Here is a 22,022-nt window from a genome sequence, read left to right on the forward strand (position 1 = left end):
AATCATTCTCTCTGCTTCAAAGCAGCACACTAATATATATCAGTATCCGTTTCTTTAACAACTTCTCGCAACCGGGCGAATAATTTCTGATTATTAATTAGAAATCAACCAAGCCATTGTACGATGCAATCACCCATCACCCTAGGAATATTTACTACGTTTATCTTTATAATGATTGCTGTGGTTATGCTAGGATGAACCCTGACCATTTCGACCCCAAAATTGCATCTAAAATAGGAAGTTGCTGTGGAAAAAATTAAATTAGCAGTGGTAGGCGTTGGTAACTGTGCCAGTTCTCTAATTCAAGGAATTGAATATTACAAAGGAAAAAATCCTGAAGAAGCCATTGGATTAATGAACTGGGAAATCGGCGGCTACAAACCATCAGATATTGAAGTCGTAGCAGCCTTTGATATTGATAAACGCAAAGTTGGCCTAGAAGTTTCTGAAGCCATCTTTGCCCCACCCAATTGTACCATAGTTTTTTGCGATTCACTACCTAAAACTGGTGTAAAAGTCAGTATGGGTAAAGTCCTGGATGGTTTCTCAGATCACATGAAAAACTATGATGAACCATACACCTTTGTTCTCAGTGATGTTCCCGAACCATCTAAAGAAGATGTAGTCAAAATCTTAAAAGAATCTGGCACAACAATTCTGATAAATTATCTTCCCGTGGGTTCGGAAGAAGCCACTTGTTTCTATGCGGAATGTGCCGTAGATGCGGGCGTAGCTTTCATTAACTGTATTCCGGTATTTATTGCCAGTAATCCTTTATGGGCGGAAAAATTTAAACAGAAAAATATCCCGATTATTGGAGATGATATTAAAGCACAAGTTGGCGCCACCATCACCCATAGAACTCTCACTGATTTATTTAAAAAGAGAGGGGTGAAAATTGAACGAACTTATCAAATAAATACTGGCGGCAACACCGATTTTATGAATATGCTAAATCGCAGTCGTCTTTCTTCCAAAAAAGAATCGAAAACCGAAGCGGTGCAATCGGTTATGGGGGAAAGACTCGAAGATGAAAATATTCATATTGGCCCTAGTGATTATGTGCCTTGGCAGAAAGATAATAAAGTGGCCTTTATTCGGATGGAAGGCAAACTTTTCGGAGATGTGCCGATGAATTTAGAACTGCGGTTATCCGTAGAAGATTCTCCTAATTCTGCCGGGGTTTCCATTGATGCCATTCGCTGCTGTCAATTAGCCCTGAATAACCAAAAAGGTGGGATTTTATATTCTCCTTCAGCCTATTTTATGAAGCATCCCCCGCAACAGTTCACTGATGATGAAGCCTATCGCATGACGAACGAATTCATTGCCGGTCAGCGTCAAGAATAGAGACTTTTGTTTGACTTTTTTGTTATTTGTTGTTTGTTATTTGTTATTTGATGGATTATTTCGGGGCTGCCCCTAAACCACGAATAACGAATAACAAATTTTTTTATACTTCCTGGGAGTAAATATACGCCGTAGGGTGCGTTAATGCAATTTTCTCCGCGAGTAAACCACATATAGCAGTCCTATAGAAATCGTAATATTTTTGTAGGGGCAATCCGATGGCGGTGGTTGCCCCGGCGCGTTTAGGGGTAAGCTCACGCTTGCCAAACCTGTTACCCCGACAATTCCACAACTGATATAGGACTGCTATATATCTGTAGGGGCGAAGCATTCCGGCAGATAAATTATTACTTAAAATATTAACCTACCTGCCGGAATGCTTCGCCCGCTCGTGGTTTAGTAATCTGAAAACCCCTGTAAAATATTGTAGGGGCGAAGCATTTCGGCAGTGTAGGGGCGAATGGCCATTCGCCCCTACAATATTTTAAGTAATAAGCTATCTACCGGAATGCTTCGCCCCTACGGAATGCTTCGCCCCTACGGAATGCTTCGCCCTACTTAGGAATGTAAAGCACCGAATTTTAAGCTTGTTTCTTTTTATTTTCGATTTCTTGAATGCGTTGTTTAATTGCTTCCTCAGAAATTTTAATGGTTTCTTCGGTTAAAGGTGCCGGATACCAAGTAGCTTCTGAGTCGGGACTGCGACGATCGTATAATACTCGCAAAGGTTCCATATCTTCTCGATGGGCTAATGCATAAGCTCTTAACTCAGCATTAGTCATTGCTTCAAAGTTCGGTCTCATTTAAAAGCCTCCATTGCCCGTTAGCATATACAACAATTTGCAGTTCTTCACTGGAAAAAAAGGTTAAGGGCGATCGAGATAATCTTTGTCGATGATTTTCTCATTCGCCTAAACCAATTAACTCAAGGAAAAATTAGGAATATTTAACGGAAAATCCTATTCAGTCACACTATCACGTTGATACGCCCAAACAGCAAGAGTAATAAAAATACCGCTCGCCCACAATAGCCAACTCAAATGCAATAAAAGATACGTCTTACCGTCTATGGGAAAATCCGCTGACAAAAATATAAGTTTTTGAGCGTGATACACAGGTGATAAAACCGTAGCTTTTTCCCAAAATAAATTAGGAATTTGAATTGTTCCTGAGAGTAATAAAATAACGAAAAATGCCAAACCATTAACATTATTAACCGATTTTGGATTAACCAAATAGCCAACTGTTAGACTAAATCCAAGCAGGGGAATAGCCACTATGATAAAAGCAGCAAATAAAGCTATCCAATGAAGGGGATCAAAGGTAAATCCAAGTGTTAAAGATCCAACAATTAAGGTAAGTAATACGACTCCGACGGAAATCAGCAAAGAAACAACTATTTTGGCAGCAATATAAATCTCTGAAGAAAGTGGAGTAGATCGGAGCAACTTTAGCCAGCCTTCTGCTCGTTCTGTTGAAATTTGACCGGGCAGTGCTTGTAATGCGAATGCAATCATATATACGAAGGATAATCCAACAAGAATCTCCTTAGCTTCATTGCCTTCTTTTTTTAACGCAATGCTAACAATAATAGCCAAAATAGGCACAACAATTCCTAGCAAATAAAGTGGCGTGCGATAAATTTGCAATATCTCAGACCAAAGCTGTGCAAAAAAAGCATTGTTTGAAGATGTTGGCTGGTCAGCAGCATCTAGATTTAAGTTGGACACAGGACTTACTGGCACGTTGGACTCTTCAATTTCAATTTGAGAGCCTTCTAAATCTTCAGAGAATTTTTTCAGTGTTATATAGCGGGTGGCTAGGCTATTTAGTTGCTCCCAGTCTGATTGGTTATTTGTCACCATTAAAATAGTGATACTTTGCTCTTTGCACCGATAAATTTGCTGCCAAAATTCCTTATATCCATCTTCATCTAGATTTCGAGTTGGTTCATCTAAAATCAGAAGTTGAGGATTGCCAATTAAGGCTAAAGCAAATAATAGCCTTTGCTTCTGCCCCCCAGAAAGAGATATGGCTTTACTGTTCTGTTTATCGGTCAGAGAAACTCGATCGAGCGCTTCTTTGGTAGAAATTGGATTAGAATAGTAACCGCGAAATAGATCGAGCAGTTCTCGAACGCTGAGATGCTTAGGAAACTGGGTTTCCTGTAAAACTACACCTACGCGGTTTTTTGATTCAGGATTTTTGGATTCGATACCCATTAATTCAACTTGGCCACTGGTGGGTTTAATTAAACCCAGAATCAGATTGAGAATTGTGGTTTTACCGGATCCATTATCGCCTCGTAAAACCACAAATTCTCCGGGCTTCACCGTGAAGTTAATATTTTTCAGAATCGTTTTTCCTGTAGAGAAAAAGGATTTCTCAAAGGTCTTAGATACATTTTTGAGTTCAATTAAATTTTCCATGAAGAAGATAGTGCTAATAAAGGGCGAAATCTATGGTCAATGAATGAATTGAAAAATCAAAAAACTGATCGCGCCTAATCCCAGTGCAGGGAGAATAGACATTCCAAATACACCGGCCATCAGGAGAACAGTTAACCCAGCGGCTGTAACAGGAACTAATTCAGCAAAAGGAGTAGTGGCGTGAGGGTTGCTAGAACAAATACTTAGGAGGCACAAAAAGTTATCTCCCTTGACAGCTATGGTAATCGCTAATATCCACAGAGCAATAACTCCTCCTATGGCCAAAATAAATTTAGGAGTCAAAAACCCATATTTTTCTTGCGAGGTTTCTTTTTGAGGTTCAGATTGAGGTTCAGACATAATACTTAAGAATTCCGGAGAAACAACAGGGGATAGAATAGATGATTTAGCCAGATAAAAAAATATTTCTGGCAGCCAATCAAAAAATCAAATGGCAATGGCAATGGATAGTCTAGCTAAGACAACGACTATGATAAATCGTTGCAATTCATGTCACCCCAGTTTATATCTATTTTAAACCAGGAAAATGCCTAGCTTGGTCGCCAAGGAAATGCCAAACTTGGTTGAAGCTTTTTTTCCCTTTGGATATCAAGGAATCATCGGTTTTAGGGTCTTTGTTTGGTTGACTCAATTGAATCATGGGTTCAGGTGAGGGTTGGACTTTCAAGGTTTGGTAAATTAATAGACCAGAACCGAACCAGAATAAAATTATCAACAAAATAGACCAAAAGCTGTTTAATTTTTTGTTGACGGTTGGATTTTGAGAGATTTTTTCGGATTCCATCGGTAATAAGTCAGTAAAAGTTAGTGAGGAAGAGAAAATATAGCATTTACCTTGGTAGTGCTATAGAGTATTGTTTATGGATTGCCGCCTGCGCGGGAATGACAGATGTTGTTTTGTCCCTCATGTGGGTGAGATTGTCTAATAACAATTGCGAATTGATGCGAGGTGATCGGCGCACTGCTGTGATATCGCTGGGATTGGTGCGTTACGGCGGATTTGAAAGCTTATCGGATGTACATAAAATCGATCGCCCGCCTAACACACCCTACCGATCGCGATTGCCCCTTTAGACTCAATCGGTAAAAATTGTATATTTCGATGATAAATCCCTTGGTTTCGAGACTGATAGCCGAAAAATAACTGATTTTCTGGCAATTTTTGTAAAGAAATATTAAGCAAAAACCAGAAAAAACCAGATTTTATTGCCGCAAAGTAAGCTATAATGCTTAAAACCCTTACTCTGCCTCAAGTCTATGACTATTACGGAAGTGTTACAATTTGTCGATCGCCTGGTCGAGAAAGAAACAGGAACACACCTCGACGATCTGCAAAAAGAGGTTATTCAAGGGATTTGGCAGGGAAAAACTTATAAAGAAATTTCTGAAAATATTGCTAATGGTTATAATGAAAACTATATTGGAGATACTAGCCGCAAGTTATTTAAAATATTGTCTAAACAGGTGGGTGAAGATGTTAATAAATCTAATTTTTGTTGGACGATAGAAAGAGTTATCAATTCTCCTCAGTTTGTTGTACTATTTAATGGAAATATTAACTATTGTCCCTATCGCGATCGCGCAGATCCGCAGGATACGATCGCTTCTCCAGAAACAACCAATCCAACTAATAAATATCAAAACGTAAAATACCAGGATTTAACCTTAGCCCCAAAAATTAGACAATTCTGCGATCGCACCTCGGAACTAAGCACCCTATCCCAGGAGTTGTGCGATCGCCCCACGGCGTTAATTTCAGTATTAGGCATTGCGGGAATTGGCAAAACCACCCTAGTTAAACGGTTTGTTGACCTTAACTTAGAAAAATTCGATCTAATCGTCTGGAAAAGCCTGAAACTTTGCCCATCTTTCAACACCATCATCGCGGAAATTTTAACCGGGATTAATCCTGACAGCGATCGCCATGAAAACCAATTAACGCAACTGTTCAATCTTTTGCGTCAGCAAAGATGTTTAATCATCCTGGATGACCTGCAAGAAATCTTTATCCCTGGACAATTTGCCGGACAATATCAACCGAAACATAACGACTATAAAACCTTTTTCACCATGCTGACCCAAATGGAACATCAAAGCAGCGTGATTTTGCTTTCTCAAGAACAATGTCCCGAAATGATCTGCTTAGATGAAGAATTCTACCCGGTAAAATGCTTAGAATTACAGGGTTTAGCAACTCCAGATATTTTGCAAAATTTGGGCTTAAGCGATCGCCAAAGCTGGGGGCAACTCATGGAATTATATGAAGGTCATCCGGTTTACCTCAAAGAAATTGCCCGGACAATCAAAAAAGTTTTCTTGGGCAAAGTCTCTGATTTCTTAACAGAAGATAACCCGATTATTACCGAAGGAATGAAATCTCAATTTCGAGAATTATTCCACCGATTATCCCCGGTAGAACAACAAATTTCTTTAGAATTGAGCAAAGCGGAAATATCCATGTCCAGAGAACAGTTAAAAACCGCTTTATCATTGTCCTCAACGGAATTAATTAATGGATTATACTCTTTACAGCGGCGCTATCTTGTCTCCCCCAAAGCAACCCCAACCATCTCGTTTAATTTATCGCCAATATTTCGAGCTTATTTGCAAATTTATGATAATAATCGATAAATTAATGGGTGGTGGGGAATATCCAAAAAAATATCGTGGCTGGTGTTGGGTTTCGTTCCTCAACCCAACCTACGACTTAACAGCTTCTCTTTGTGTCCTCTGTGTCTCTGTGGTTTTTTTCCCTCTTATTCCCCTCTTTTTATAAGGGTGGTTAGGGGGGCAAACTTATGTTGGGTTTCGTTCCCTATCCCCCACCGCCAATATATATAAGAAATGTTACGTTTTGTATATTTTAATTTAATTTTTGATGAAATAGGGAACAGGACAATCCGACTCAACGACAAAATAACGACAAAATATTTTGTCCCAACTTTCCCAAGTCGTCAAAATCCTCCTTTGCTCATTTTCCGTCAGGTCAATTTGGTGGCGATCGCCTCTACAAAATCAACCTTGTCTTACAGCGGTTGTCTGATGAATAGATCACAGAGAATTTGTATGATTTATAAAGCGTAAGGGCGAAGCATTCCGGCTGGTAGGGGCGAAGCATTCCGGCAGTCAAATTAATAGTTTCAGCATTGTAGGGGCGAATGGCCATTCGCCCCTACTGCCGGAATGCTTCGCCCCTACAGTGTACTTCAAAAGAACCAGATTTTAGTATAAATCCATCTCACCTTTTATCCCAGGGTATATTTTATGTCCATTGACATTAACCAACTATTTGATGCCAGATACTATGCATTAATGAACCCAGATTTAGCGGCAGCGGGAATTAACACTGACGATAAATTATATCGGCATTTTAGAAATAATGGGTTAGCAGAAGGTCGCCCTTTTTCTCCATTTATCGATATCCAGGTTTATCGGGCGGAAAATCCCGACTTAGAAAAGAATGGTCTATACTCTAATGAACAACTTTATCGCCATTTAGAAACCTATGGGATCAAAGAAGGTCGCAAATTTTCTCGACTGATCGATCTGAATTTATATCTGAGCGAAAATCCCGATGTTAACCAAGCTTTTGGGGGCGATCGCGAATTAGCCTTTGAGCATTTACGCAACCTAGGCATCCGCGAAGGTCGTAAATTTTCGCAATTAATGGATTTAGATTATTACTTAGCCCTAAACCCCGATGTAGCGGCGGCATATAATAACGATAAACTCGGTGCTTTTAATCATTGGATTTTTGCCGGACGGGGGGAAGGAAGGCAATATTTTCCTAATAATTTGGGCATATTAACCGGGGCGGATAATATTAACCCGGTTAATTTAGTCAAAACCGATGTAGTTGGCCCCAGCGATCGCGACGATTATTATCAATTTTCTCTCAATGATTTGAGCGATATTAGTATCAAAGTAGCCGGTTTGTCCCAAAAAGCCAATTTAACCCTCATTAAAGATGACAATCAGAATAATTTTCCCGATGATAAGCAGCAGTTATTGCCGATAGTTGCGAAAGATGAAGCAATTGAGGCGATCGACTTATTTGGAGTTTCTCCCGGTAACTATTTTATTCAAGTTTCCGGCAGTGAAGGAGACACTAATTATGATTTAAACATCTATGCAGAAACATCAGAACTATTGCGGAAACCCAGTGGCGCGGGGAACAGTCCGGGGACGGCATTAAATTTGGGATTATTAATAGAATCTCAAGTAGTTCGGGATGTGGTTAATCCAGGGCGATCGCAGAACTTTTATCAATTTCAAACTAATCGCCAGAGTGATGTATATATTACCCTAGAAGGGGTGAATACAGACATCCGCTTACAATTAGTCAGAGATACCAATGGCAATGGACTGCTTGACCCCGATGAAGTCGTAGAAACTATTGCCAACTATAAAGAACCTGTAGATATAGATCGCAATGGAGAAATTGATTTATCGGAATTTTTTGCCTGGTTAGATGGCACCAATCAAGAGGTGCCTTATCCTGATGCAATTATTGCCCAAAATTTACTCCCAGGCAACTACTTTGTCCAAGTGGGTCAAGTCGGTGAACCCACAGGTTACACCCTCAAAATCGATGGGATTCCTGCCCCCGTCCCCGCAGAAGGTGCGACTAATGAAAATCCCGTTTCTTGGGGCAATTTAGGTACTCTCAACAAAAAAGCTAAACCCGTAGTAACTGACTTTGTAGGCTATGGCAACCCTTATGATTTCTATGCTTTTTTCCTAGAAAAAAGTAGTGAAGTAAGTTTACGTTTACAAGGTATTAATAACAAAGCAGATTTAATTTTAATTCACGATATTAATGAAGATGGAGGATTTTCGGGTCGAGAAATCATTAAGTTTCCCTCCGCAGAAGATGGGGCAGACTATACTTTAAATCGCCTCTTGGGACGGGGGACTTATTATGTCGGAGTTGCCAAGGCAAAAGGCGAAACTGCCTATACTTTGAGTGCGGAAGTTATTTCTGAGAATTTGCCCCCAGATGGGGCGGGAAATTTTATCGGTCAAGCGGCTGATTTAGGGGTAGTCAATGGGGTACAAACCCGCCGAGATTTTGTTAGTGCTGAAGACCCGGATGATTTCTATCGTTTCCAAGTCAATGATTTTAGTCAATTGACTCTATTTTTGGATGAACAAACCGCTAATAGCCAAGTTTATTTAATCCAAGATGTGAATGGCAATGGCTTGGTTGATGGGGATGAAGTGATTGTCGGTTCTGAATCCCAAGGGGCTTATCGTGAATATATTAATCGTACCCTAACTCCCGGCACTTATTTTATCCGCGTAGCTCACGCAATGGGGCCAGGTTCCTATTATTTATGGATGGAAAATAACCCAATTACTCCTCCTGCCCAAACCGCCGGAAATAGTTTAGCTACCGCCAAAGATTTGGGAGTATTGAATGGCTGGCAACAGGAAGCAGGATTGGTGACTGGCAATAATGAAGGGGGCGATCGCAATCATCTGTACCGATTTAACCTGGAATCAGCCAGTGATGTGACTATTTTGCTTGATGAAATGTCAGCAAATGCGGATATCCGGTTGGTTCAAGACCGCAACAATAATGGCCAAATTGAACCAGAGGAAATTATCGCGATCGCTGCTGCAACTGGAGCAAGTCCAGAACAAATTAGCCAAAGTAATTTAGCCCCAGGAACTTATTATGTTTGGGTATCTCAAACCCAGGGAAATACGGCCTATCAACTCAACTTAATTCCTAACAATTATAACCGGGATACGGGTCATGGATTAGTCGATGCAGCGGCAGCAGTTGCTCAAGCCATTGGTTCAGAATCGTTTCCCGAAGTTGCGCCCTTGGGTGGGACGGACTGGGGCTTAGATGCGATCGGTGCCCCCAAAGTTTGGCAGCAAGGATATACCGGGAAAGGAGTAGTTGTCGCGGTGATTGATAGTGGTGTTGACTACACTCATCCTGATATCGATGATAATCTTTGGTTTAACGAATCTGAAATTCCCGGAAATGGCATTGATGATGATAATAATGGCTTTATTGATGATTGGCGCGGCTGGGATTTTCTGGATAATGATAACGATCCCAAAGATACAGATCCCGTCGGCGGTCATGGCACTCATGTAGCGGGAATTATTGCCGGGGAAAATAACTCTTTTGGCGTGACTGGAGTTGCCCCCGATGCCAAAATTATGGCCATCCGATCGCTGGGTATTTTCCGAGGCGAAGAAGACCCGATTACTGGTGGGATTCGTTATGCTGTTGATAATGGCGCTGACGTAATTAATCTTAGCTTGGGTTCTCAGGGAGAAAATCCCGAAATTTCCGCAGCGGTGCGCTATGCCAATGAAAACGGTGTAGTAGTAGTCATGGCATCAGGAAATGATGGCCTCAGTGCAATTTCTGGCGGTCAACGTTTTAGCCAAAAAGTTTATCCGGCACAATTAGCATCAGAAATCGGCTTGGCAGTCGGGGCAGTGGAAAAAAACAAGGCGATCGCAGATTTCACTAATCGTGCAGGCAGCACTCCCCAAAATTATGTAGTTGCACCGGGCAAAGAAGTCTATTCTTCCCTATTAAGCGATCGCTATGATTTTTGGGAAGGCACATCAATGGCTGCCCCCCATATTGCTGGAGTAGCGGCCTTAATTATCAGCGCCAATCCTAATTTAAATCTGGCACAAGTGGAAAATTTAATCACCAGTACAGCAAACCCATTTGGGCTGACAGAAAATGGCATTTTTGATCCCTTAGAATTGTAAAATTTCTGGTGAATTTTTGGTAAACTTATAGTAATTAGGGACAGATTAAAGACACCGCAATGCGGTGTCTTTAATATCTTAATACACTTTAATCCATTTTAATACCAAATCCGGTTTATTATAATAGAGTTATTGCAAAATTCTAAAAAGCCTCCCTTAGATCGGGGGGTTGGGGGGTTGGGGGGGTTGGGGGTATCGATCCGGTATTTTGCAATCTTGTCTAATCCCAACTATCCCAATCTTTCAGATTTTATGTCATCAATTATTGTCAACGCTGACCCACAATTTATCTTTACCATTTTCTTTCTCAGTCTAGGGCCTGTCAAAATCATCTTTCCTTTTGTCAAACTCACTCATAATGCCACTCCAGAATATCGGCGAAATGTGGCAATTTGGGCGGCCATCTTCGCCACAATCGTTGTTTTATTGGTAGCATTGTTTGGACATCATTTAATAGCCAAATATCAGCTTTCTCTCGACGCCCAGCGGCTGGCTGGGGGTTTAATACTGCTCATTTCTGCCCTGTTTAACACTTTTCCTCATCTTCAACCACCTTTAGACATTCCCAAAACTGAACTAACAGCCATACAACTGGCGATTCGTCCCATCGTATCTCCGATTATTATTCCCCCTATTGGCATCGCCGCGATTCTGATTTTTACCACCTTGTTTCAAGGTAATTGGGATATGCAATGGATTATTGTAAAAAGTTTGTTAACCATCATGATTTTTGATTTAATCGCGATGCTATTTGCCGATAAAATTATCAAAATACCGGGACTGATTCAATTTCTCACTTTAGCTACTTTAGTCTTAAATTTTATTCAGGTATCTTTGGCTATCGAGGTTATATTAATTTCTTTAAAAAGTTTGGCAATTATTATCAAGTAAATTGGCATAGTCTTCTCACTTTGACCCGTTGGACGATGCCGCCTTGATGGTTCGGTTCGGGCCGTTCGATGTATTGCATTTACAGGCATCGTGGGGGCAATTACTCACTCAGCTTTCGCTCACTTTACGCACAATGAATGTTTTAATTTATTCCTACCTTTGCAGGTGGCTGATAACGTATTCAAGTAAACCATGTTAGGACTAACTTTACCGCCGTATCCCGTCTGCATATACCGGGCATTCCCCCAGTCTTTTGCTTCTAGATACATCTGACCTCCACAAAGGTTTGCGCTTACACTTATCACTAATAAAATTGCTTTGAGAGCCAAGAGGGGGATACTTCGTTCCGTGGTTTCGGGTATAATTAGCTAATAGTCCACCCTATCCCCCTGGGTACTTTTAGGACTTCAATATCAAAGCCTTGTCTACTGCTTACTTTGACTTTTGTGGGTTAATCAAATAATTACCCACTTATTCCCCATGTTCATTTTGAACGCAGCAGATCAACCAGTTTCGCTACTTATTATTAGAGAGGATTCAGGACGGGCGTTTGCTTGCGCTAACCCACGCCTAACCCTAATTGGCTCTTCGGGGATTCCCCATCTGGTTAAGAGTTACCACCAATAAGCCCGCTTCACACTGTAGATAGTAAGTCTCCGGGTGGGGTTGTTGCCTTCTACCCCTGGTTTGTAAATTTTTATTACCATTCCAGGAAATCCGGGCAAATTTTCTACCTTGTTTTAGGATTGCTATATATCTCAAAAAACCCGGTTTTTTATATATATTTATTCCCTTGAAAATCACGAGCAAATTTTTTCAATAAACTTCTTGCAAAATTCTAAAAAGCGCCCCTGCCCCCTTTTTTAAGGGGGGATCAAGGGGCGATCAAGGAGCGATCAAGGAGCGATCGATCCTTTACTTTGTACTCTTGTCTAATAACGACTCTATAAATTACCGACAAACGACTGGCAGTTAGACGGGCAGTTAATCGCTATTTAGAAAAATTCCGCAACTGCCATTTATTCAGCATATTTTCGCCGATGATGGCCATTGAACGGAAATTAGAGACTTCCGCTTGCAACACAGAAATCGAACGAGCTTGTTGTTCAACTTGACGTTGCAACGCTTGATAAATTTCCGAGGACACTGTTTGTGATACCCGGTTTTGGGACTCTTGAAGTTGTTTTTCTAAAGTGGCGATCGCCTGATGTTGCCATTCCGACTTTTGCCGCACCGCATCATACTCAGCCGCTGCCACCTTAGAGTTAGCTTCAGCTTGTAAATGGGTTACTTGTTGCTCAAGTTCACCAATCCGTTGGGCTTGCCATTCCGACTGTTGCTGCACCGCATCATACTCAGCCGCTGCCACCTTAGAGTTAGCTTCAGCTTGTAAATGGGCCACTTGTTGCTCAAGTTCACCAATCCGTTGGGCTTGCCATTCCGACTTTTGCTGCACCGCATCATACTCAGCCGCTGCCACCTTAGAGTTAGCTTCAGCTTGTAAATGGGCTACTTGTTGCTCAAGTTCACCAATCCGTTGGGCTTGCCATTCCGACTTTTGCTGCACCGCATCATACTCAGCCGCTGCCACCTTAGAGTTAGCTTCAGCTTGTAAATGGGCTACTTGTTGCTCAAGTTCACCAATCCGCTGGGCTTGCTGTTGGGACTGTTGCTGCACCGCATCATACTCAGCCGCTGCCACCTTAGAGTTAGCTTCAGCTTGTAAATGGGCTACTTGTTGCTCAAGTTCACCAATCCGCTGGGCTTGCTGTTGGGACTGTTGCTGCACCGCATCATACTCAGCCGCTGCCACCTTAGAGTTAGCTTCAGCTTGTAAATGGGCTACTTGTTGCTCAAGTTCACCAATCCGCTGGGCTTGCTGTTGGGACTGTTGCTGCACCGCATCATACTCAGCCGCTGCCACCTTAGAGTTAGCTTCAGCTTGTAAATGGGCTACTTGTTGCTCAAGTTCACCAATCCGCTGGGCTTGCTGTTGGGACTGTTGCTGCACCGCATCATACTCAGCCGCTGCCACCTTAGAGTTAGCTTCAGCTTGTAAATGGGCTACTTGTTGCTCAAGTTCACCAATCCGCTGGGCTTGCTGTTGGGACTGTTGCTGCACCGCATCATACTCAGCCGCTGCCACCTTAGAGTTAGCTTCAGCTTGTAAATGGGCTACTTGTTGCTCAAGTTCACCAATCCGCTGGGCTTGCTGTTGGGACTGTTGCTGCACCGCATCATACTCAGCCGCTGCCACCTTAGAGTTAGCTTCAGCTTGTAAATGGGCTACTTGTTGCTCAAAGTTGGTAACTTGTTGCTCCAAGTCCTGAATGCGGTTAGCTTGTGCTGCCGAATCTTGCTGTAAAGCTTGGTATTGCTCAGGGGAAACAGAAGAAGTGTTTTGAGTCCCTTGTTGTTGTAACTGTTGCTCTAATTCAGCAATTTTGTGTTTTAAATCGACAATAAAACTGGCTTGTTCCTGAGAATCTTGTGCCTCAGCCATCTCAGGATGCTGCTGTTCTGAGGATAGTTTTTCTGAAAGGCGATGGTTCGGTGTTGCCGTCACTTGAACCACTTGTTTTTTCTGTGTGGACTTGTGACTCGCCGAAGTGTCACTTTCACTGCTATCAACTAGGTTAGTTTTTAAGGTGATCGTGATCTCCGATCCATCACTAGATATATCGATATTCCCTCTGGATAGTTGCTCAAAAAACTGAGTCCGAGACATCTTCACGGCTTCAGCCATTGTAGTGAAAGACTGACTACCAGTGCGGCTAATTGATACTTGCATTTTCATTTGTCCATCTGGATTTGCTTTAATCATATCGCGCTTTTTTTTTGCCATTGACACCCTCCTATGGCTGCCTCTTAATTTCGTCAAATTGAATGATTTCCCCGATGCGTTTTGGTCAGGCGTCCTAATTTGAGGCTCGCCAGAATGAAAACACTATCATTGCTTGAATAATGTTTAGCGTTTTCTTTTTATTTTATGCCCAGATAATTTGCTATAAAATACAGCATTATTTTTTGACTTTTTGCCCGGTTACAAACGCAAAATCAGGGGGGTTTTATGGTTGCGGTTAATTTTAAACTGATTCCTACTATCCTGAAAAAAATTAGCATTCATTATAAAAATGTACTGGTCTTTTGAGCGAATTGTTGTTGAGACAAGTCTGTTAAGACCGATTAAGCTACAGGAAGTAAAAATCCATAAAAGCACCGCTCAATGTTCACATCGTATCATTGAAGGGGTTAGTTTGAATCATATCTTTTGTCCCCGGTTCACTTTTTCCCTTTGCTCAGGATCGGATGATGGGATCGCCCCTGGAGAGATCCCCTGGAGATGAATCAACTCATTGGTTTATCACCGTATGCCATTTGCCGACTGACGGTTACTTAATTGCCAAAATTGTTAAAAAACGTTACAAAAATTAATATTTTTCCTCGTTCGGTCAAATTTGACCAAAAAATCAACTTAGATCCCGCTTAAAGTCTAAAAAAGTCTAAAAAAGTCTAAAAATTTCTGCGGACGAAAAAGAGTATGGACAAATATGGATAAATTTGGCACAAGGACACAAGATCCGGGAAGTAATCCGGGAAGTAATCCGGGAAGTAATCCGGGAAGTAATCCGGGAAGTAATTGACTAAATATCTGAGTTATGCCCATTGAAGGACTTCGTGCATTTCAGAGCTTTCAATGTCGTTAAGGAATTTTCTTGGCAAACTGACTGCAATTGATCGACTTGGGTCATAACCCAGATACCAAATTTGTTCCATTAGAGAACTTTTTGCTCAACCCCAAATCCGACTAATACCACTTGTTCTAAAGGCTGGTCATTGAAGGGACGCTGATAGTTGAGGATTTTGCGAATGCGTAAATTTGGGTTAATCAAGGTAATTGAATCAACGGAAATCACCCGAGTGTAGTTGGTGGTCATTAGTAGTTCCCGGGTGTCCCGATCGAACCGAAAATGGGAGATCATGGGTTTGGCTTCTTCATAAGCCCGATCGCGCAAATAGTCTCCTTCTAAAATAGACCCGTGAGAACTGGTGGGGACAAAAAGCAAATTAAGCTGCTGGGAGACTTGTTCGCCCTTTTCGGAAATGGTTTCAAATTCGAGATGAAATCCGGGCAAAGTATCTAAGTCAGAATGGGGGGGTCGCCCATTGTCTGCTAGAACCTGAGTTTTTTGGGTGGTCGTCAAAGGACTCACCACAAATTCAGTCCGCGATCGCTCCACTTCCTGATAAGTCAAGTAATGATAAGTGCGTTCAGTTTTCCATTGACCGACACAACAGTCAAAAAAGTAGTGAAATTTAGATGTGTCCATGTTTGATCGGTTCCTCATAGTCAAGCTATCATCTGACTATTTTAGGGCTTGAATTATTAGCGATCGCAATTTTTCGGCAAATAAGGCAAATAACTGGGGATCAAAGGAAATGAAACGGGAGAATCAACCGGGAGAATCAATCGGGAGAATCAACGGGAGAATCAACGGGAGAATCAACGGGAAATCGGCCTCTCTATCCTAGAGGATATCTTGCTCTTGAGGATATCTGGTTCAAGATTCTGGTTCAGGATCGCCATCTGGCATCAAAGGCGCAAAGGCGATCCGAATTTGAGCGTTAAACGGTAAGCTGAAAAAGCAGCTAGAGATTACTAGGTTGTTTTAGATGGTTTTCAGATAGAACTGACCCATCGACTCTAGATGCAGCGTCCGTGCGTTACCGCACAGAACAACAACGGACCAATTGCGTTCCATGCATCAGTCCGATCTAAATCCAATCATCGCCATCAATCACAATCAAAAGTGGAAAACCAAGCCAACGTCACACCGCTGGAATGTTTACCCTATAGCGTGGGTTATGAAGATGAGGGAGTTTGTTTACTCCTGCGAATCGGTCCGTACCGAGTTCTACTTGACTGTGGTTTAAAAAATATTGCCCCATTGTCAGAGGCCATATCTGACAATGGGCTACCGGCAGATTTGGTGTTTTGTTCTCATGCCCATCCGGATCATGCCCAAGGTTTATTAGCGTTGCATCAGGCATTTAATCAATTACCGATTTATGCCAGTGAAGTGACCACGCAACTATTACCACTGAATTGGCCGGATCTTTGTATGAGCAATCCCCCAGGGGTGACACCGTTTTTTCAAGCCCTGCCGTGGCGCACCCCGATTGAATTACTGGATGGTTTAACGGCTCAACTATTTCCCTCTGGTCATTTACCTGGGGCTGCCGCTATCTTGTTGAGTTATCTTGACCCCCAAGAATCAAAAAGGTCATCTCATACTTATACCGTCCTGTACACAGGAGATTTTCTGCTGTCCAATTCGCGATTAGTAGAAGGGTTGCCCCTGGAGGAGTTACGAGGATTGCGTCCTGATGTTTTAATTCTCGAAGGCACTTATGGCACTTCTCGGATCCGAAAACGACGCACCCTGGAAAATCAACTGGCAGAACGGATCAATCGGGCGATCGCCCAAGGACAATCGGTAATTCTGCCCTCACCGGCCTTGGGTTTAGGTCAAGAACTCTTGATGTTGCTGCGATCGCACCACCACTTCACCGGGAAAGACTTAGATATCTGGGTGGATGGACAAGTTGCCCTGGGTTGTGATGCCTATTTAAACATACTCTCGGACTTGCCGACCACCGTTCAGAATTTTGCTCAACATCAACCCCTGTTTTGGGATGACCGAGTAAGACCTCGGACGCGGCGATTACTTCCCGAACAAAGACAACTTTTAGGGGGTTCTCCTTGTATCGTCCTCACCGATGAAACTGCGGATTTACAACAGTATTGCCAAACCGCTTCGACCCCTTGGCTAGTCTTAACCCCAGAAAGTCCTGGACAGCCTCGTATCCGACCGTCTGTCCCCCCTGAGAACCCGCAATTATTCGTGGAAACTTACTTACTGGCGGAACATTGCGATGTTTCTGGCACCACCCAACTGATTCACAATATTCGCCCTCAGCACGTTCTATTTTTTCACAGTTCCGCCAACTATTTGGCCGATTTGACCAATTTGGAAGAATTACGCAATCGTTACCAACTGCATTTACCCCAGGGGATGCAACTGGTAGAATTACCCATCGGTGAAACCTTTATCCAACCGGAAAATACCCCAACCACTTATGAAGGGGAATTAACGGAAGAAGATGACTGGGTGACTATTGGGCTACCGGGGGCGATCTCCACGGATCCCCGCTGGCAAACCTTTGCGGACACGGGATTAGTCGAAATCCGTTGGCAAGGGGATGAATTGGTATTACGCGGTTTATCCCAAAGAGAACTACTCAACCAAGGGAATGCCGCCAGAGTCCCCCCAGAAATTGACTGTTGCGGTAACTGCTGGCACTACCGGGGGCAACGTTGCTGGAATCAAAACTCACCGTTGTTCAGTTTTAAGGTGACACCCACGGGATACTGTCCAGCTTTTGAAGCCACTGGAACCCAATCTTAACTTAATTCATTGGTTATTTGTTGTTGGTTATTTGTTGTTGGTTATTGTTTATTAGTTATTTATTAAAGTGAGCCACAAATAACAAATAACCAACAAACAACAACAAATAACCAATAAATAACCAATAAATAACCAATAAAAAAATTAGTCAGACAGGCGATCGCTGACTGACTAATTAATATCTCAAAATATTGCTAGACCACATCCTAGAATCAAGGGATTATATCGGTCTAGAACTTTAGTCTGAATTAGAGTCTGGAGACGACTTTGGCAATTGTTCAGCTTCGGGACAATCGTCAGAAATCGGTAGATCAAAATTACCTGTTGGCACCGATGCTAACTTTTGACTAATCGAGCCAATACTTTCTAAGCGAACGATTTCTTCCCAAGAACAAATCTCATCGTCTTCATCAGTTTCATAGCGCAGGGTGACTAAATCTCCTTCAATATCTAAAATGTGAGCACGTTCAATCCAACGTTGCTGATCCCGCAAGAAAACATAAACTTCACGACCATCACAACAAAGTTGATATATCTTGCGGTGTAGCATGGGTAGTTTCTCCTCGACGGTTAAATTTTTCAAGGTCTATTATTGACTGATTTTCTGTCAAATTATCAACAGTTTATGCTTTGGTGAATGTCAAATCGGTGAGGGAATCACTCACCTATTCACTTCGCTCAATTTAGGATTGATTAGGATTGATTTGGATTGAGAAATCATGTATTGATTGTTACATTCTAGGGGCGGGATCGACCTCTTAGACTGAGTTAGTTGAATAGTTTAACTCGAAAAGTGAGCATTTGGCTGCGTTGATTGCTGAAAAAGCCATCAAAAGCAATCCGCCAATCGAATTTTGCAACAAATGTCCAGAGAAAAATTGTCGCCATTGGTTTGAGAACAATTGAATGCATTTGTTTTGATGAACGATTGTCATCTGTGTGAACTATTTTAACGCTTGTTTGGCGTTTCCAGGCAATGGGGTCAGTTTAAATTTTTGACAAATTCCGGACGTTCCTGGGCGGTGCGTGCGAGTTTTTCTTGGATCCCCGGCCAATTTTCGGCCTCGATCTGGGAAATCAAATCATTGAGAGTGTTTCGATAAACATATAGAGATCGCAGCAATTCCGAGCGATTGTATTGAGCCATCATCAGTCCCAGTTCAGGATTACCCCCACCGACCCGACTGGTATCCCGAAACCCAGAAGAAGCCAATTGTTTCGCCAATTCCAGCACCGTCGGATCCGTTTCACCCTGGGTACAAGCATCCAATAAGCTGGCACTTACCATCACCGGCAGGTGAGAAATCCAAGCCACGGCGCGATCGTGGGATTGGGGGCTACATTGATAAACCTGGGATCCTAGGGAAGCCGCAAGTTGGGCGATCATTGCCACCGCATTCAAAGGAGTGGTGGCGATCGGGGTCAGCACATAAGGTCGCCCGACAAACAAATTGCGTAATGCCGCATCTACACCTGTTTCTGCCGTACCAGCCATCGGATGTCCGGGGACAAAATTCGGCCACAGGGGAGAAACTGCTTCGACGATTGGCATTTTTACTGACCCGACATCCGTTATGATGGCATCAGCAGCCAGATAAGGAATAAGCTGTTTTACCGTCGGCGCAATCAAAGCGATCGGCGTGCAAATAAACACCACCTCTGCGGATGCCATCAGCTTGAGATCCACATCAGATTCATCAACAATGCCGCGTTCTTTGGCAACTCGGCAAGTCGTTTGGCGACGAGAAACCCCTAAAACTTGGTGCCCCTGTGAGCGCAAATCCAACCCTAATGAACCACCAATTAGTCCCAGTCCAACAATCCCAATATTCATTTGCTATCCAAAAAACTGACAATCGGTCATCATAGTGAACTAAGCACATCCTGTGAGTGGTTCAAAGAACCTAGTTTCAAGCGGAGCCATCATAGACCGTGAGATATATTGCTTCACGAGTTTTTATGACGGACTTTGGATGCACCTATAACCTTACCATTGCCATGAGTAGATTTCCGCAGCCAGCGGGAATCTACTCTCACGCAGCCCCCTGAGTCCTCTGGCGAAATCACCCGCCTCGCCCATGCTGTCTGCCCTTATGCTGTCTGCCCAGGAGTCTTTATTGGCCATGTTGACGCGGCAACCCTCTGTCAAAATAAAATATTGGAGCTTTTGTAGATTAGTGTTTTGTTTGGATTCTGGCTAAAAATCTCGAATTCAATCAAATAATTTTTTCAGATTTTTTTCTCTAGCCCCATGAAAGTGATTCGCTAGAGAATTAAAACGCTCGAAAATATTAATCAACCAGACAATTTAATTTATTAACTTTTCTATATGATATATTTAATTTTGAGCTAAAATTAGCTAAAAGTTAAATATATCACATCGGAATTTTTCAGGGTAGGGCGATGGAAGCTGAAGAACTGATCAAAAAATATGCTTTGGGCGAAAGAAATTTTGCTGGTAGTAACCTGACTGAAGTCAATCTTTCCCAGTTAGATTTACGAGATATCGATTTAAGTGGAGCCAACTTGAGTATTGCGAATCTCAGTGGGACGAATCTCTCTGGGGCGAATCTTTCTCATGCAAAAATGAATGTGGCTAAACTGAATAGCGCTCATTTGACAGGGGCGAATCTGTCGAGTGCGGATCTCAATGTTGCTAATTTAATTAGAGCGGATCTGAGTGATGCACAACTAATCAAAGCGGCTTTAATTAGAGCGGAGTTGATGCGAGCAGAATTAAGTGGAGCTAATTTAGCACAAGCGAATTTAAATGGCGCCAATTTACGCGAAGCTAAACTCAGACAAGCCAACTTAGTCAATGCCAATTTAACGGAGGCAGATTTTCGCGGAACTTCTCTGATTGGGGCTAATCTTGAATTATCAAATTTGCGAGAAACGAATTTTAGTGAAGCGGATCTCACCGCCACTAATTTGAGAAATACAGAGTTGAGACAAGCGGATCTCTCTAGTGCCAAATTGATTGGCTCCGACTTGAGTGGGGCGAATTTGCGCTGGGCAGACTTAAGTGAGGCAAATTTGAGTGGGGCTGACCTGACGGGAGCGAAATTGAGTGGGGCGAATTTACGAGGCGCGAATTTGCATCAGGCGAATTTAATTGATGCGAGTTTAGTTTATGCGGATTTACGCCAAGCTAATCTCAGCGAGGTGGATTGGATGGGGGCGGATCTTTCTGGGGCGACCTTAACCGGCGCCAAACTTTATGCGGTGTCTCGTTTTGGTCTGAAGACTGAAGGGTTAACTTGTGAGTGGGTTGATCTGAGTCAAAATGGCGATCGCACACAAGTTTACCGATTTACCGGCCAAGGAGCGGAAAGCTTTTTTCATAATACGTTGCCAACGGTGCAAATTATTATTGATGCTCCCTTGGATGCCGATGCTCATTTAGCGGTTGCCCTGACCTATCATCAAATTGCTCAGAGGTATTCCGCCATGACGATTCCGCCAAATATTGAACTCAGTCAACGGAGAACCAAACTCACTTTTACAATGGACAGTGACCAGAGTTTATTTGCGATCGCCTTCGCCGCTATCCTGCCTTTTGCTGATGCTAAAGTTACCCAAGAAAATCTGATTCATGTGGTGCAAATGATTCAATCTCCTGAAATCTTAAATCGACTGAATCAAGCGATAGAAAGTGTTAAAGAAATCCATAATTCACCAACCTTTACTCGCACAGTCCAAAGAGAAAAATTTTTTCAGGCTCATACCCAAACCCTATTAACCAATTCAGGAAATCGAACCTTGGATGTATATCATAATCCTAACTTTGGCAAACGTTTGTTAATCTCTTTAATTGCTGAAATCTCAGAATTCGTCATTTCTGTCCCCAATTTAAAATTGCCCCCTGTCAATATTATTGTTAACTTTATCAAAGGTTTAGATGGTGGTAATTATCGTCCAGGCAATTACCGATAAATCGGCCATAAACTCAATTTATGGTTAGATTATCTTAGATGATAACTCAACCGCATATCTGCGGGAAATGTAACCAAAGATATCATCAATAACCGGGATTTACGCAAAGTTGCCAAACCAAATTTTTACCTGGTCAATTTGACAAAACCTTCAGGTTTGATTAATTGTCATATGG

The 22,022-nt window shown here is 42.3% G+C and carries 13 protein-coding genes; 6 read left to right on the top strand and 7 right to left on the bottom strand.

Annotated features, from left to right (window positions below; all coding sequences use genetic code 11):
• Window positions 1–246: 246 nt before the first annotated feature.
• Complete coding sequence (locus tag ABWT76_RS20890; protein ID WP_354634901.1) at window positions 247–1,350, top strand: inositol-3-phosphate synthase; 1,104 nt, start codon at window positions 247–249, stop codon at window positions 1,348–1,350.
• Between the two features lie 581 nt (window positions 1,351–1,931).
• Here the strand turns inward: ABWT76_RS20890 and ABWT76_RS20895 are convergent.
• From ABWT76_RS20895 to ABWT76_RS20905, 3 genes are all read right to left on the bottom strand, one after another.
• Window positions 1,932–2,153, bottom strand: a complete 222-nt coding sequence (locus tag ABWT76_RS20895) for a DUF6887 family protein (RefSeq protein WP_054465736.1) — start codon at window positions 2,151–2,153, stop codon at window positions 1,932–1,934.
• A 156-nt stretch (window positions 2,154–2,309) separates the two neighbouring features.
• The gene (locus ABWT76_RS20900; RefSeq protein WP_354634902.1) at window positions 2,310–3,779 is read right to left on the bottom strand and encodes an ATP-binding cassette domain-containing protein; all 1,470 of its coding nucleotides are present in this window, start codon (window positions 3,777–3,779) and stop codon (window positions 2,310–2,312) included.
• Between the two features lie 36 nt (window positions 3,780–3,815).
• On the bottom strand, window positions 3,816–4,139 hold the full coding sequence (locus ABWT76_RS20905; protein ID WP_190878553.1) for a hypothetical protein: 324 nt from the start codon (window positions 4,137–4,139) through the stop codon (window positions 3,816–3,818).
• A 918-nt stretch (window positions 4,140–5,057) separates the two neighbouring features.
• Between ABWT76_RS20905 and ABWT76_RS20910 the strand changes: the two genes are divergently transcribed.
• The 3 genes from ABWT76_RS20910 (at window position 5,058) to ABWT76_RS20920 (ending at window position 11,441) form a co-directional block, all read left to right on the top strand.
• A complete protein-coding gene (locus ABWT76_RS20910; RefSeq protein ID WP_354634903.1) occupies window positions 5,058–6,431 on the top strand; it encodes an NB-ARC domain-containing protein in 1,374 nt (457 codons plus the stop codon).
• 633 nt (window positions 6,432–7,064) lie between these two features.
• Window positions 7,065–10,550, top strand: a complete 3,486-nt coding sequence (locus ABWT76_RS20915) for a S8 family serine peptidase (protein WP_054465731.1) — start codon at window positions 7,065–7,067, stop codon at window positions 10,548–10,550.
• A 252-nt stretch (window positions 10,551–10,802) separates the two neighbouring features.
• A complete protein-coding gene (locus ABWT76_RS20920) occupies window positions 10,803–11,441 on the top strand; it encodes a MarC family protein (RefSeq protein WP_156331639.1) in 639 nt (212 codons plus the stop codon).
• A gap of 991 nt (window positions 11,442–12,432) precedes the next feature.
• Here the strand turns inward: ABWT76_RS20920 and ABWT76_RS20925 are convergent.
• On the bottom strand, window positions 12,433–14,286 hold the full coding sequence (locus ABWT76_RS20925; RefSeq protein WP_354634904.1) for a hypothetical protein: 1,854 nt from the start codon (window positions 14,284–14,286) through the stop codon (window positions 12,433–12,435).
• Between the two features lie 931 nt (window positions 14,287–15,217).
• Window positions 15,218–15,772 carry a phycobiliprotein lyase gene (locus ABWT76_RS20930; RefSeq protein WP_054466864.1) on the bottom strand — a complete coding sequence of 185 codons (555 nt, stop codon included), beginning with the start codon at window positions 15,770–15,772 and terminating at the stop codon, window positions 15,218–15,220.
• Window positions 15,773–16,252: 480 nt separating this feature from the next.
• Here ABWT76_RS20930 and ABWT76_RS20935 point away from each other — a divergent pair, with 480 nt between their 5' ends.
• Window positions 16,253–17,911: an MBL fold metallo-hydrolase gene (locus tag ABWT76_RS20935; RefSeq protein ID WP_054466862.1), complete on the top strand. Its 1,659-nt coding sequence runs from the start codon at window positions 16,253–16,255 to the stop codon at window positions 17,909–17,911.
• Window positions 17,912–18,149: 238 nt separating this feature from the next.
• Here the strand turns inward: ABWT76_RS20935 and ABWT76_RS20940 are convergent, their stop codons facing one another.
• On the bottom strand, window positions 18,150–18,461 hold the full coding sequence (locus tag ABWT76_RS20940; protein WP_054466861.1) for a DUF6679 family protein: 312 nt from the start codon (window positions 18,459–18,461) through the stop codon (window positions 18,150–18,152).
• Window positions 18,462–18,893: 432 nt separating this feature from the next.
• Window positions 18,894–19,745: a prephenate/arogenate dehydrogenase gene (locus tag ABWT76_RS20945; RefSeq protein ID WP_054466860.1), complete on the bottom strand. Its 852-nt coding sequence runs from the start codon at window positions 19,743–19,745 to the stop codon at window positions 18,894–18,896.
• 569 nt (window positions 19,746–20,314) lie between these two features.
• On the opposite strand from ABWT76_RS20945, the gene ABWT76_RS20950 reads away from it, so the two are divergent.
• Window positions 20,315–21,847: a pentapeptide repeat-containing protein gene (locus tag ABWT76_RS20950; RefSeq protein ID WP_054466859.1), complete on the top strand. Its 1,533-nt coding sequence runs from the start codon at window positions 20,315–20,317 to the stop codon at window positions 21,845–21,847.
• The last annotated feature ends 175 nt before the right edge of the window (window positions 21,848–22,022 follow it).

Origin of the sequence: Planktothricoides raciborskii GIHE-MW2 (assembly GCF_040564635.1) — a bacterium.
Classification (GTDB): domain Bacteria; phylum Cyanobacteriota; class Cyanobacteriia; order Cyanobacteriales; family Laspinemataceae; genus Planktothricoides; species Planktothricoides raciborskii.